We start from the raw sequence: 14263 nt of genomic DNA on the forward strand, positions 1-14263 counted from the left end.
CCAATGAAACAGGGAGGGACCCCATGGACCGCAGAGACTGCCACCGCACCCTGCTGGCGCTGGCGACGATGGCACTGGGCGCGCGCCACGCGCAGGCCCAGGCCGGCCCCCAGGCTTCGCAGCCGCTGGCGCGCATCGCCGAGGCGCATTTCCTCGCCACGCTGGAGCTGGACCCGCTGATGGGCAGCATGCTGCTCGGCGATCCTCGCTACGAGGGGCGGCTGGCCATCACCATCGCGCCCGAGGCGCGGGCACGGGACCGGGCGCTGCAGCAGCGCCTGCTGCGCCAGATCGCGCCGCTGCAGAAGCAGGCCGACACGCTGCCCGAAAGCGACCGGCTGACGCTGCAGTTCCTGGCGCTGCAGGCGCGCGACCGCCTCGCCCTGCTCGCGCTGCCCGAACACCTGCTGCCCATCAACCAGTACGGCGGCCTGCCGGTGCAGCTGGCCGAGCTGGCCTCGGGCCAGGGCGCGCAGACCTTCGCCGGCGCGCTGCAGTACGAGGGCTTCCTGCGCCGGCTGCAGCAGTTGCCGGCCTGGAACCGCCAGGCCATCGTCAATCTGCGCAGCGGCGTGGCGCAGGGCATCGTCGCCAACCGCGACCTGGTGGAGCGCGCGCTGCCCAAGCTGCGCGAGCTGGCCGACGCGGACGACGAGCGCCATCCCTATCTGCAGCCGCTGCGCGCCTTCCCCGCGACGCAGGACGAGACACAGCGCCGCCGCTGGACGCGCGACTACGCCGGCGTGCTGAAGACACAGCTGCGCCCCTCGCTGCGAGCGCTGCTGCGCTACCTGGAGCAGGACTACCTGCCCCACACGCGCGACACGGCCGGCCTGGGCGCGCTGCCCGGCGGCGCCGCCTGGTATGCGGAGTTGGTGCACCAATACACCGGCACCGAGATGAGCCCGGCGCAGATCCACGCGCTGGGCCGGCAGGAGGTGGCCCGCCTGCAGGCGGCGCTGGAGACGCTGCGCCAGCAGGCCGGCTTCCGCGGCTCGCTGGCGGAATTCCTGCGCAGCCGCGACTGGCGTCCCGACCTGCGCCCCTTCACGACGGAGGCCGAGGTGCTCGCGGCCTACGCCGAGCTGGGCGCCCGCGTGGAGCAGGCCCTGCCCCGGCTGTTCGAACGCCGTCCGCGCGCACCGCTGGTGGTGCGGCCGGAGCCCGAGATCAGCCGCAACACCGCGTCCGACCACTACGTGCCGCCGGCCGCCGATGGCTCCCGCCCCGGCGTCTTCTTCGCGGTGATCCCCGACCCGCGCGCCTATGAACGCAGCGGCATGCTCTCGCTGCTGCTGCACGAGGGCCAGCCCGGGCATCACTTCCACATCGCGCGGCAGATGGAGCTGCCGCTGCCGCGCGTGCGCCGGCATGGCTGGCTGGATGTCTTCGGCGAAGGCTGGGCCCTCTATGCCGAGACCCTGGGCTACGACATGGGGCTGTACCAGGACGACCCGGTGTCCCACCTGGGCCATCTGCGCGCAGACCTGCACCGGGCGGTCCGCCTGGTCACCGACACCGGCCTGCACGCGCTGGGCTGGAGCCGCGCCCAGAGCATGCGCTACATGAGGGACATCGAGGGTCTGGACGAGGCCGAGGCCCGCCGCTCCACCGAGCGCTACATGGCCTGGCCGGGCCAGGCCCTGGCCTACAAGATCGGCCAGCTGCGCCTGCGCCAGTTGCGCGATCAGGCCCAGGCGGCGCTGGGCGCGGGCTTCAGCCTGCCCGCCTTCCACGAGCAGGTGCTGGGCGAAGGCTGCCTGCCGCTGCCGCTGCTGGAGGCGCGCGTGCGCGCCTGGGTGGCGGGCCAGGGCGGGACATGGTCGTCCAGTTGACGTTTACGTAAACGTCAACCAGCCCCTAGAATGCCGGTCAAGAATCACCCCTGTGCAAAAGACGCAGGGGCACGACGGACCGCACGCAGGAGACAAGCCATGACCCAGATGTCCGCCGAGTACCAGGCCCTGGCCGAGTACCGCCCCGCGCACAAGGTGCGCTTCGTGACTGCCGCCAGCCTGTTCGACGGGCATGACGCGGCGATCAACATCATGCGCCGCATCCTGCAGAGCATGGGCGCCGAGGTCATCCACCTGGGCCACAACCGCTCGGTCGACGAGGTGGTCACGGCCGCGCTGCAGGAAGACGTGCAGGGCATCGCGGTCAGCTCCTACCAGGGCGGCCACGTCGAGTACTTCAAGTACATGGTCGAGCTGCTGCGCAGCCGTGGCGGTGACTCGGTGCAGGTCTTCGGCGGCGGCGGCGGCGTGATCGTGCCGGCCGAGATCCGCGACCTGCAGGACCATGGCGTGCGCATCTACAGCCCCGAGGACGGGCAGCGCATGGGCCTGGCCGGCATGATCGGCGAGATGGTGATGCGCTGCGACAAGGACCTGTCCGCCGCCGCGCCCTCCTCGATCGACGCGCTGCAGGGCCACACCGAGGCGGCCTGGCGCGCGCTCGCCCAGGCCATCACCGCGCTGGAGAACCAGAAGGCCGACACCGGCTTCACGCAGCGGCTGCGCGAGGCCGCCGCCACGATCAAGACACCGGTGCTGGGCATCACCGGCACCGGCGGCGCCGGCAAGTCCAGCCTGACCGACGAGTTGATCCGCCGGCTGCGCCTGGACCAGGACGACCGCCTGCGCATCGCGGTGATCTCCATCGACCCCTCGCGGCGCAAGAGCGGCGGCGCGCTGCTGGGCGACCGCATCCGCATGAACGCGATCGGCCCCTGGCAGCAAGGCCACCGGGTCTTCATGCGCAGCCTGGCCACGCGCGACTTCGGCAGCGAGATCTCGCAGGCCCTGCCCGACGTGGTCGCCGCGGCCAAGGTGGCCGGCTTCGACCTGGTGATCGTCGAGACCTCGGGCATCGGCCAGGGCGACGCGGCCATCGTGCCGCACGTGGACCTGCCGATGTATGTGATGACGCCCGAGTTCGGCGCCGCCAGCCAGCTCGAGAAGATCGACATGCTGGACTTCGCCGAGTTCGTCGCGATCAACAAGTTCGACCGCAAGGGCGCGCAGGACGCCTGGCGCGATGTCGCCAAACAGGTCCAGCGCAACAAGGAAGCCTGGGGCAAGAAGCCCGAGGAGATGCCGGTCTTCGGCACCATGGCCAGCCGCTTCAACGACGACGGCGTCACCGCGCTGTACCAGGCGCTGAAGCTCCGCCTGGCCGAGCTGGGCCTGTCGCTCGCCGAAGGCCGGCTGCCGCAGGTGTCCACGCGCTACAGCACGCACCAGACGCCCATCGTGCCGCCGCCGCGCGCGCGCTACCTGGCCGAAATTTCCGACAGCGTGCGCGCCTACAAGAAGCGCGCGCGCCAGCAGGCCCGGCTGGCGCGCGAGATCCAGCAGCTGGAGGCGAGCAGCCGCATGCTGCTGGAGGCCAACCCCGACAAGCAGAACGCGCGCGACGCGCTGGTCGAGCTGGCCCAGGCCCGCCAGACGCGCCTGGACGCCGATGCGCGCCAGCTGCTGGCCCAGTGGCCCGACATGCAGCAGGCCTATGGCGGCGACGAGTACGTGGTGAAGATCCGCGACAAAGAGATCCGCACCGCGCTGGTCCACACCACGCTGTCAGGCAACAAGATCCGCAAGGTCGTGCTGCCCGGCTACGAATGCCAGGGCGAGCTGCTGAAATGGCTGATGCTGGAGAACGTGCCCGGCAGCTTCCCCTACACGGCGGGCGTGTTCGCATTCAAGCGCGAGGGCGAGGACCCCACCCGCATGTTCGCCGGCGAGGGTGATGCCTTCCGTACCAACCGTCGCTTCAAGCTCGTGTCCGAGGGCATGCCGGCCAAGCGCCTGTCCACCGCCTTCGACTCGGTCACGCTGTACGGCGCCGACCCCGCGCCGCGGCCCGACATCTATGGCAAGGTGGGCAATTCCGGCGTCAGCATCGCGACGCTGGACGACATGAAGGTGCTGTACGACGGCTTCGACCTGTGCAACCCCAGCACCTCGGTCTCGATGACCATCAACGGCCCGGCGCCCACCATCCTGGCCATGTTCATGAACACCGCGATCGACCAGCAGATCGCCAAGTTCAAGACCGACAACCACCGCGACCCCACCGCCGACGAGGCCGCGAAGATCAAGGCCTGGGTGCTGGCCAATGTGCGCGGCACCGTGCAGGCCGACATCCTGAAGGAAGACCAGGGCCAGAACACCTGCATCTTCTCCACCGAGTTCAGCCTCAAGGTCATGGGCGACATCGCCCAGTACTTCGTGCACCACAACGTGCGCAACTTCTACTCGGTCTCCATCAGCGGCTATCACATCGCCGAGGCCGGCGCCAACCCGATCAGCCAGCTCGCGTTCACGCTGTCCAACGGCTTCACCTTCGTCGAAGCCTATCTGGCGCGCGGCATGCACATCGACGACTTCGCGCCCAACCTGTCCTTCTTCTTCAGCAACGGCATGGACCCCGAGTACACCGTGCTGGGCCGCGTCGCGCGGCGCATCTGGGCCGTGGCCATGCGCGACAAGTACGGCGCCAACGAGCGGAGCCAGAAGCTCAAGTACCACATCCAGACCTCGGGCCGCAGCCTGCATGCCCAGGAGATCGCGTTCAACGACATCCGCACCACGCTGCAGGCGCTGATCGCGATCTACGACAACTGCAACTCGCTGCACACCAACGCCTACGACGAGGCGATCACCACGCCCACCGAGGAGTCGGTGCGCCGTGCGATGGCCATCCAGCTCATCATCAACCGCGAGTGGGGCCTGGCGAAGAACGAGAACCCCAGCCAGGGCGCTTTCATCATCGAGGAGCTGACCGAGCTGGTCGAGGAAGCGGTGCTGTCCGAGTTCGAGCGCATCGCCGAACGCGGCGGCGTGCTCGGCGCCATGGAGACCGGCTACCAGCGCAGCAAGATCCAGGAGGAATCGCTGCACTACGAGATGCTCAAGCACACCGGCGAGTACCCCATCATCGGCGTCAACACCTTCCGCAACCCGCATGGCGACCCGGTGCCCGAGCACATCGAGCTGGCGCGCTCGACCGAGGAAGAGAAGCAGAGCCAGCTCTCGCGCCTGGCCGCCTTCCACGAGCGCCATGCCGCCGAGGCGCCCGCCCTGCTGCAGCGCCTGCAGCAGGCGGTGATCGCTAACCAGAACGTCTTCGAGGTGCTGATGGACGCGGTGCGCGTCTGCTCGCTGGGTCAGATCACCAGCGCGCTGTTCGAGGTCGGCGGGCAGTACCGGCGCAGCATGTGAGCCAGCCGGCGCCGCGGACTCAGTCCGCGCGCTGGCGCGCCTGCGCGCGCAGCCGGCTTAGGCTCACCGGCGTGATGCCCAGGTAGCTGGCCAGATGGTGCTGGGCCACGACGTCCGGCAGCCCGGGCTGCTCGGCCAGCAGCGCCGCCAGGCGCTCCCGTGCCGGCTGCGTCGCCAGCGCCAGCTCGCGGTCCATGCGCCGCACCAGCTCCTGCGTCAGCACCGCGTCGCCCCAGCGCGCCATCGCCGGCTGCGCGATCATCTGCGCGCTCAGCGCGTCGGCAGCAAAGATCACCACGCGCGCAGCGCTCAGCGCCTCGCAATGGATGCGCGAGCGACCCGCCTTGCTGCGCGCCACAGCCGGCGTGAGCACGCCGGGGCCGGTGTGGAAGTCCAGTGTCACGGTGCGCCCCTGCGCGTCGCCGATCCAGCTGCGCAGAATGCCCTCCAGCACGAAGCACTCGGTCGGCGGCGCGTCGCCGACCGCCAGCAGCGCCTGACGGGGCGCCAGCGTGACCGCCCGCATGGCCGGCCATAGCGCGGCGAAGTTCGGCTCGTCGATGGGCGCCAGGGCCTGCGCGATGCGCAGCACCCGCAGGCGATCGTCGGCCGTCAGTGGCTCGCGGTTCAGCATCGTCTCCCCCGGTTCCTCGCGCCGCCGGTGCCCAGGCGCCATGACGCGCCGGCCTCCGCGTTATCCGATGTTATCGACGCCGGAACCGGCCTCCGGCGAGCATGGCGTCTCACCCCGAACGGAACACCCCGCCATGCCCCGCTCCACCGTCACCTCACGTCCCCCATGGCTGCAACGACTGGCCGGCCTGGGCCTGCTGTGCCTGCTGCCCGGCTGCATGCAGCTGCCCGCCACCGTCGACCAGGACCCACAGCTGCCCCAGCTCCAGCTGCGCGGCCACCGCTTCCATGTACGCAGCTTCGGCGACCCGGCGGCGCCGGTGCTGGTCGTGCTGCACGGCGGGCCGGGAGCCGACTCGCGCTATCTGCTGGGCCTGGCGGCGCTCGCCGACCGCTACCGCGTCGTGTTCTACGACCAGCTGGGCAGCGGCCTGTCCGAGCGCGTGCCGCCGGCGCAGATCAGCGTCGACAGCTTCATCGCCGACCTGGACGCGATCGTCGATCACCACAGCCCCGGCCGCCCGGTGCATCTGCTGGGCCACTCCTGGGGCGCGATGCTGGCCAGCGCCTATGCGGGCCGGCATCCGCAACGGGTCGCGCGCCTGGTGCTGGCCGAGCCCGGCTTCCTCGACGCCGACACCCTGGCCGCCTTCGATGGCGGCCGGCCCGGCTGGCGCGCGATGCTGGGCTTTGCCACCGCCTGGCTGGGCAAATGGCGTGTCGCCAGTGCGGGCGATCCCTATGCGCGCGACGACTGGTTTCTGCAGGCTGTCTTCCCGCTCACCCAGCCCGAGAACACGCGCTGCAGTCGTGCGCAGCCGCCGCTGCAGGCCTGGCGCTTCGGCAGCCCGGCCTTCCAGGCCACGGTGGGCCGCATGATGGACGACCCGGCCTGGGGCCGCACGCTCGACTTCGCGCGCGGGCTGGAGCACTTCCATGGCCCGGTGCTCTTCCTGCATGGTGCCTGCAACCGCGCACAGGACGAGGCCTACCAACGGCGCCTGATGCAGCGCTTCAGCGCCCAGTCGCACGCCAGGCTGCAGACCCTTGCCGATGCCGGCCACTTCATGTTCAACGACCAGCCGCAGGCCAGCCTCGCCGCGGTGCGGGGCTTTCTGGCCGAGGCCGATTGAGCGACTCGGCGACCCGCCCTGTGCTACGGTAGCTCGCGGCTAAGCCCCATCGCGGCAAGGAGAAGCAATGCAAGCGTTCTGGCGCACGCTGCGGCAGCGCAACTGGCAGCAGCACATCGGCCACACCCTGGGCATGGCCTGGCTTCTGGTCTTTGCCAGCCTTCTGCTGCCGCGCGAATGGCGCGCGGGCCTGGGGGGATGGTTGTTCGGGGCTGTCGTGCTCGCGCTGGGCGTCAAGGAAGCCGCCGAAGCGCCGGAGAACTGGGAACGGGCGCGCCGGCGATGGCGCGCCGGCGCGAAACCATTGCGCGTGCTGGTCGCCGCCACGCCCCCCGAAGTGGTGGGCTGGTTCAAGACCCTGGGCTGCTGGGGTGCCGGAGCCTGGGCCGGCCTGCGCCGCCAGCCGCCTCCCCGGCGTTCCGCGACGCAGGCCGCCGCGATGCCGCTGGACTATCTGCGGCGCAGCGGCTATCGCAATCTGATGCCCATGCTGCTGGCCTGCACGGTCGCCGACATGCTGGTGGTCCACTTCCTGATCGGGCTGGTCTGGCCGGGCGTCCTGGCGCGTGCACTGGGACACGCGGGTTTCGGTCTGCTGCACCTGGGCCTGGTCATGGCGCTGCTGGGCGACCGGTACTGGATGGGGCAAGGACGGCACGCACTCGATCAGCGCTTCCTGTATCTGCGCCTGGGCTGCCGGGGCCATGGCCGGATTGCCCGCGCAGACATTCTCAAAGCAGGCGTGTGGCGAGGCCGCCTGCCCAAACATCGCCTGACGCGACAGGACGCCGTGATCACGCCGTGGGCACCGCCCAACGTGAGACTGTTGCTGCGGCCGCAGTCGACCCGCCTGCGTCTGCTCGGCTCAAGCCGCAGCGATCTGCGCTGCCTCTACCTCTACGTGGACGAACCTCAGTCCCTGCTGGCGGCGCTGCGCCCGCAGGACGAGGCGGCCTGAAGCTAAGGCGCGCCGCGCTCCGTGCGCCCCGCCAGCGGCTTGCGCCAGGCCTCCAGCGCGCTCGACGGCGGCGTGATGCTGGCGTCGAAGGGGTGGCTGCGCTGGTCGTTGATCGCCGCGAGGATGCGCTGCACATAGTTGCGCGTCTCCGCATAGGGCGGCACGCCGCGGTAGCGGTCCACCGCGCCCTCGCCGGCGTTGTAGGCGGCCAGCACCAGCGGCAGGTCGCCCTGGAAGTAGGCCAGCAGCCAGCGCAGGTAGGCCATGCCGCCGCGGATGTTCTGCACCGGGTCAGTGATCTTGCCGACCTTGAAGCGCTGCGCGGTGGCGGGGATCAGCTGCATCAGGCCCTGGGCATTGCGCGGCGACTGCGCCAGCGGATCGAAGTTGGATTCCTGCGCCATCACCGCCAGCACCAGGTGCGGCTCCAGCTTGTACAGCGGCGCCTCCAGGCGGACGAACTTGACGATGACTTCGGGCGCGTTGCGCGGCAGCGGAGGCGGCAGCGCCCGGCCTCCGGGCGGGCGCGCCGCCTGCGCATTCAGCAGCGGGTCGGCCGGCGGCGGGCGCAGGCAGTCGGGCACCGCGCCGCGCGGTTCGCCCAGGCGCTCGGCCATGTTGCGCGCCTGCGCCAGCCCCTGCTCGGCCGCGGCGGCGAAGAGATGCGCGGCCTGGGCATCGTCGCGCGCGATGCCGCGCGCGTTCACCAGCATCCAGGCCAGGTTGTACTGGGCGACGGCATCACCATGGCGGGCGGCACGGCAGTAGAGCTGGGCGGCCTGCACCGGATCGCGCACCATGCCGGCATCGCCGTGCTCCAGTGCCTCGGCCTCGCGGCGCCAGCCTTCCACCTGCGCCGGCAGCACCGGGCCGCGCTCAGCGGGCGGGGTGCTGGGGCGGGGCAAGTCGTCCAGGCTCAGCGGCGTGGCGAACTGCGCCTGTGCCACCAGCGCGCACGGGCCCAGCAGCAGGCCCGCGGCCGCGCGCCGCAGCCGCATGGACATCATCGATCGCCCGGCTGTCGTCATGGCTGGACAGTGTAGGCGCGCGGCATGTCGCTGCCGCCCCCGCGCCCTCGGGGGGCCGAGCCCGCGCCACGGCGACGGCAAACGTCGCAGCATGGCGAGCTCATGTAAAGCGGCTGTTTCGCCATATCCGTCTCGTGAGATGGGTCGGCCGCGCTGGCGGCGCGGCGGCGATGGGTGTAGAACGAACACCGGGCGACCCGAAGCCGCGCTGGCGCGGGCGCCGCCCGGAGGAGTACGCGATGGTCTGGATGAGCTCCCTGCTACCCGACAACGCACCGCCGCCGCCCGCGGCGCCGGCGACGATGGACGCCCCACCCGCCGGCCCGCAAGCGCAGCCCGCCTTTCTGCTGGACGTGCGCTCGTTCGCCGAGTTCATGAGCGGCCATCTGCCCGGGGCCCATTGCCTGCCGTTGCCGCAACTGGAGGCGCGCATGCGCGAGCTCTGCCCGGATCTGGCGCGCGAGATCGTCGTCTATTGCTCCAGCGGCGCGCGCGCCGAACTCGCGCTCGCCACGCTGCGTCGGCTGGGCTACGACCGCGCCCGCTATGGCGGCGCCGCGCGCGAGCTGGCGCATTCGCTGCATGTCACGCTGATTCCCGGCATGTGAGCCGCGCGCCGACATCCCGGCCTCAGCACGGGGCAATCGCGTGCTGCTAGCCTTGTGGCTCCACGGGGAGGATCGCTGGCGAACCTCCCGTTGACTCCGGGAGCCCGCACGCATGATCACCCTGTTCCACTGTGTTGGAGCCCGCTCCTTCCGCCCGCTGTGGGCGCTGGAGGAGCTGGGGCAGGCCTACCACCTGCAGCTGCTGCCTTTCCCGCCACGCCAGCACCAGCGGGGCTATCTGGAGCACAACCCGCTGGGTACGGTGCCGCTGCTGATTGACGGCGCCGTGCGCCTGACCGAGTCGGCCGCCATCTGCCAGTACCTGGCGGCAAGACATGACCCCGGCGGCCTGGACGTGGGGGCGGCCGAGGCAGACCACGGCGCCTATCTGAACTTCCTGCACTTCGGCGAGGCCACCCTGACCTTTCCGCAGACCCTGGTGCTGCGCTACCGCCACTTTGAGCCACGGGAGCGCCGCCTGCCCCAGGTGGCGGAGGACTATGCGAAGTGGTTCGCCGCGCGGTTGCGCACGCTGGAGCCGCGCCTGGCGGAACGGCCCTGGCTGTGCGCCGACCGCTTCACCGCGGCCGACATCTCGGTGGGCTACGCGCTGCTGCTGGCCGAGCATCTGGAACTGGCGCCGCTGTTCACGCCCGCGGTCGCCGCCTACTGGGCCCGGCTGCGCGAACGCCCGGCCTACCGGCGCGCGCTGCAGACCGAGCTGGACGGCGCCCAGGCGCTGGGACTGGACCCCACGCCAGCGCCGCTGCTGCGCCCCTGAGGGCGGGTCGGCGCGGCCAGGGCGCCTCAGGGCACGATGGCCAGGAACAGGAAGACGGCGAACAACACCAGGTGCACCGCGCCCTGCAACACGGTGGCGCGGCCGCCGCCCAGGGTCAGGCCGCCGACCACGAAGGTCAGTGTCAGCAGCACCAGGCTCACCGGCGTGAGCCCCAGCACCAGCGCATGCGGGAACAGCGGCGACAGCACCGCCACCGTCGGAATGGTCAGGCCTATGCTGGCCAGGCCCGAGCCCAGCGCCAGGTTCAGGCTGGTCTGCAGCCGGTTGTGCAGCGCCGCCCGCAGTGCCGCGACGGTCTCGGGCAGCAGCACCAGCAGCGCGACGATCACGCCCACCAGGGTCTGCGGCGCGCCGATCGCGGCCACGGCGCGTTCGATCGTTGGTGCCAGCAGCTTGGCCAGCCCCACCACCCCCACCAGGCAGACCAGCAGCAGCACGAGGGCGAAGCCGGCCACGCCCCAGCTGGGCGGCGCCGCATGGGCCTCGCTGTCGTCGGCGTCGTCGACGGGCAGAAAGTAGTCCCGGTGGCGCACCGCCTGCACGAAGACGAAGGCGCAGTACAGCACCAGCGACACCGCACCCGCGAACAGCAGCTGCGAGCGCGAGAAAGTAGGCCCGGGCGTGCTGGTCGTGAACGCCGGCAGCACCAGGGTCAGCGTGGACAGCGCAGCCAGCACCGCGAGCGCCGAACTCGTGCCCTCGACGCGAAAGGCCAACACCTTGTGACGCCAGCCGCCGACCAGGATGCACAGGCCCAGCACGCCGTTGCAGACGATCATGATCGCGGAGAACACCGTGTCGCGCGCCAGCGCGTTGGTGGACTCGCCGCCGGCCAGCATCAGCGAAACGATCAGCGCCACCTCGATCACCGTGACCGCGACGGCCAGCACCAGCGAGCCATAGGGTTCGCCGACGCGGTGCGCGACCACCTCGGCATGGTGAACCGCCGCGAGCACCGCCGCCATCAGCAGCAGGCTGATCACGATCAGCGCCGCGGCCGACTGCGCGCCGGCGAGGGCGAGCAGGGCCAGCACGGCGGCGACGGGCGCCACAACAGTCCACAGCGGCAGGGCAGGCGGCAGACGCTTGAGCAGGGCAAAGGGGGATGAACGCATCTGCCCAAGCATAGTGCAGGCCGGCGACACCCTCGCCGGCGCGGGCACCGGATCAGCGCTGCAGGCGCTCGATCAGCCCCATCGCGGCGGCCGGCGCGCGCTCCTTGGCGCCGCTGATGAAGAACAGGAAGACCTCACGCGGCTGGTGCGGCGGCACCGGCTCCGGCACGACCAGCGGCAGGCCCGGCGGTTGATCGCCGGCACGCCAGCACCGCGCGCATTGCGCCAGCGCGTCCAGGGCCTCGGGCGCCAGGCCCTGCGGCAATTCGGGCCGTGTGCGCATGATGCGCGCGTACACGAAATCACTGCTCAGATCGGCAATCGCCGGGTAGTCGTCCGACTCGGTCAGCACCGTGGCCAGGCCATGGCGGCGCGCCAGCTGCACATACTCGGCACAGCGGAAGCTGTCGTGGCGCACATCCAGCGCATGGCGCAGCGGCAGCCCGGCCACCTGGCGCGGCAGGCTCTGCACAAAGGCCTCGAAGTCCACCGGATCGAACTTCTTGGTCGGCGCGAATTGCCAGACGATGGGGCCCAGCTTCTCGCCCAGCTCGGCGATACCGCTGTCGACGAAGCGCTGCACCGACTCCCCGGCCTCAGCCAGCACGCGCCGGTTGGTCGCGAAACGCGAGGCCTTGAGCGAGAACACAAAGCCCTCGGGCGTGGCCTCGCGCCATTTCGCGAAGGTGGCGGGCTTCTGCGAGCTGTAGTAGGTGCTGTTGATCTCGATGGCGGAGAGCCGCCGGCTCGCATACGCCAGCTCGCGCGCGGCCGGCCAGCCCTTGGGATAGAAGTTGTCGCGCCAGGGCTCGAAGTTCCAGCCGCCGATGCCCACGCGGATGCCACTGCCCAGATCCACCGTCAGGTCCACACCGCTCATGTCCGCCATGCCGTCCTCCTTCGCAGGGCCTACCGTCCGCGGCCCGCAGACGGCGATCGTAGGCGAGCCTGCGGGCATTGCCATCCACCCCGACGCGCCAGCTGCCAGCGGCTGTCAGCAGCCCGCCCCTGGGGGACGTCCCGCATCGCCGCCGCGCGCGAGCACCGCGAGAATGGCGGATCCGCCGACCGCTCCCCCCATGCCCCACGCCGACTCCGCCCGTCTCCACGGCCTCGACAGCCTGCGCGCGCTGGCCATCCTGCTGGTGTTCGCGCACCACTACCAGCTCTTCGTCAGCCGCGAGCCCACCTTCGGCTGGATGAGCGTGCTGGGCTGGACCGGCGTGGATCTGTTCTTCGTGCTCAGCGGTTACCTGATCGCCAACCCGCTGCTCAAGGGCCTGACCGGCGGACAGACCTTGTCCTTCGGGCGCTTTTACGCGCGCCGCCTGATGCGCACCCTGCCTTGTTTCTACGTGGTGCTGGCCGCCTACGTCCTGCTGCCGGGCCAGTTGGGCGGGCGCGAGCCGCCGCCGCTGTGGCGCTTTCTCAGCTTCACGCAGAACATCGGGCTGCAGCCCGGCACGGCCTTCTCGCACGCCTGGTCGCTGTGCGTGGAGGAGCAGTTCTATTTGCTGCTGCCGCTGACACTGTGGGCGCTGCTGCGCCTGCGCCGCTGGCAGACCTGGGCCTGGCTGGGCATCGCCGGCCTGACCGCGGCGGCGGTGGCGTGGCGCTCCTGGCTGTGGCAGCGTCACGGCCTGGAGGCCGGCAACGCGGTGGCCGACTATCACCCCAATCTCTACTACGCCAGCCTGGCGCGCATGGACGAGTTCCTGCCCGGCGTCGCGCTGGCACTGTTGAAGAACACCCGGCCGCAGGCCTGGGCCGCGCTGATGCGCCGGGGTCAGGTCTTGCTGCTGGCCGGGCTGGCCGCCTGCGCGCTGATGGGCTTCGCGCTGCTGCGCAGCTACTACATCGAGGGCTATGGCTATGGTCACGCGATGACGGCCTGGGGCTACAGCGCCGTGGCCTGGAGCTTCGCGCTGCTGGTGGCCGCCGCGCTGAGCCCGCGCTGCGGGCTGCACCGGCTGCGCATCCCGGGCGCGGCCTCGCTGGCGCTGTGGTCCTATGCCATCTACCTGTCTCACAAGGCGGTGGGCTTTGTCTGGCTCAAGCCGCTGCACACCCTGGGCATCGCGCCGGGTTCCGCGGCCGCGCTGGTGCTGGTCGGTGGCAGCTGCCTGCTGCTGGGCTGGGCCCTGTACCGCTTCGTCGAGCGGCCGATGCTGGTGCTGCGCGACCGGCTGTGGCCGGACCACTTCGCTCCGGGGTGCCCGCGCGCGCCCGGACATGCTACAAGTCCGGCCTGAACCGTTTCCCGGAGAAATCCATGCCTCTGCCCTGCCGCCGCCCCCTCTGTGCCCTGCTGCTGGGCCTGTTGCCCGCCGCGCTGCCGCATGCGGAGCCGGTGGGCGAGGTCGACACGGTGTTCAAGTTCATCGGTCCGGACCACAAGATCGTCGTCGAGGCCTATGACGACCCCAAGGTGCAGGGCGTAAGTTGCTATGTGTCGCGCGCCAAGACCGGCGGCATCAAGGGCGCGCTGGGCCTGGCCGAGGACAAGAGCGAGGCCTCCATCGCCTGCCGCCAGACCGGCCCCATCGTCATCCCGCAGCCGCTGAAGAAGCAGGAGGAGGTGTTCAACGAACGCATCTCGCTGGTCTTCAAAAAACTGCGCATCGTCCGCATGGTCGACCCGGGCCGCAACACCCTGGTCTATCTGACCTATGCCGACCGACTGATCGAAGGCTCGCCACAGAACAGCGTGACGGCGGTGCCGGTCGACCGCGCCACCCCCATCCCGCTGCGCTGAGCCCGC

The 14263-nt window shown here is 70.8% G+C and carries 12 protein-coding genes; 8 read left to right on the forward strand and 4 right to left on the reverse strand.

From position 1 onward, the window contains the following. Positions 1-23: 23 nt before the first annotated feature. Both LZ017_RS15060 and icmF read left to right on the forward strand, forming a co-directional pair. Entirely contained in the window at positions 24-1835 is a 1812-nt protein-coding gene (locus LZ017_RS15060) for a DUF885 family protein (protein ID WP_241397693.1), read from the forward strand. A gap of 99 nt (positions 1836-1934) precedes the next feature. Then, entirely contained in the window at positions 1935-5225 is a 3291-nt protein-coding gene (icmF, locus tag LZ017_RS15065; RefSeq protein ID WP_241397694.1) for a fused isobutyryl-CoA mutase/GTPase IcmF, read from the forward strand. A 19-nt stretch (positions 5226-5244) separates the two neighbouring features. Here icmF and LZ017_RS15070 read toward each other — a convergent pair whose 3' ends face one another. Next, a complete protein-coding gene (locus tag LZ017_RS15070; protein WP_241397695.1) occupies positions 5245-5859 on the reverse strand; it encodes a Crp/Fnr family transcriptional regulator in 615 nt (204 codons plus the stop codon). 133 nt (positions 5860-5992) lie between these two features. Here LZ017_RS15070 and LZ017_RS15075 point away from each other — a divergent pair, with 133 nt between their 5' ends. Both LZ017_RS15075 and LZ017_RS15080 read left to right on the forward strand, forming a co-directional pair. Next, positions 5993-6991 (forward strand): alpha/beta hydrolase, encoded by a 999-nt coding sequence (locus LZ017_RS15075; RefSeq protein ID WP_241397696.1) that lies wholly within the window; start codon positions 5993-5995, stop codon positions 6989-6991. 67 nt (positions 6992-7058) lie between these two features. Beyond that, entirely contained in the window at positions 7059-7949 is an 891-nt protein-coding gene (locus LZ017_RS15080; protein WP_241397697.1) for a hypothetical protein, read from the forward strand. A gap of 2 nt (positions 7950-7951) precedes the next feature. Here LZ017_RS15080 and LZ017_RS15085 read toward each other — a convergent pair whose 3' ends face one another. Then, positions 7952-8953: a transglycosylase SLT domain-containing protein gene (locus LZ017_RS15085; protein WP_241397698.1), complete on the reverse strand. Its 1002-nt coding sequence runs from the start codon at positions 8951-8953 to the stop codon at positions 7952-7954. Positions 8954-9225: 272 nt separating this feature from the next. Between LZ017_RS15085 and LZ017_RS15090 the strand changes: the two genes are divergently transcribed. Next, positions 9226-9585: a rhodanese-like domain-containing protein gene (locus LZ017_RS15090; protein ID WP_241397699.1), complete on the forward strand. Its 360-nt coding sequence runs from the start codon at positions 9226-9228 to the stop codon at positions 9583-9585. Between the two features lie 112 nt (positions 9586-9697). Beyond that, positions 9698-10366, forward strand: coding sequence for a glutathione S-transferase family protein (locus LZ017_RS15095; protein ID WP_241397700.1), 669 nt, complete (start codon positions 9698-9700; stop codon positions 10364-10366). A gap of 26 nt (positions 10367-10392) precedes the next feature. On the opposite strand, the gene LZ017_RS15100 is transcribed toward LZ017_RS15095, so the two are convergent. Next, a complete protein-coding gene (locus tag LZ017_RS15100) occupies positions 10393-11502 on the reverse strand; it encodes an ionic transporter y4hA (protein ID WP_241397701.1) in 1110 nt (369 codons plus the stop codon). Positions 11503-11554: 52 nt separating this feature from the next. After that, positions 11555-12391 carry a DUF72 domain-containing protein gene (locus LZ017_RS15105; protein WP_241397702.1) on the reverse strand — a complete coding sequence of 279 codons (837 nt, stop codon included), beginning with the start codon at positions 12389-12391 and terminating at the stop codon, positions 11555-11557. 190 nt (positions 12392-12581) lie between these two features. Here LZ017_RS15105 and LZ017_RS15110 point away from each other — a divergent pair, with 190 nt between their 5' ends. Continuing rightward, a complete protein-coding gene (locus LZ017_RS15110; RefSeq protein WP_241397703.1) occupies positions 12582-13754 on the forward strand; it encodes an acyltransferase in 1173 nt (390 codons plus the stop codon). Positions 13755-13774: 20 nt separating this feature from the next. Beyond that, positions 13775-14257, forward strand: a complete 483-nt coding sequence (locus LZ017_RS15115) for a CreA family protein (protein WP_241397704.1) — start codon at positions 13775-13777, stop codon at positions 14255-14257. The last annotated feature ends 6 nt before the right edge of the window (positions 14258-14263 follow it).

Source organism: Pelomonas sp. CA6 (genome assembly GCF_022549225.1).
GTDB lineage: Bacteria > Pseudomonadota > Gammaproteobacteria > Burkholderiales > Burkholderiaceae_C > Roseateles.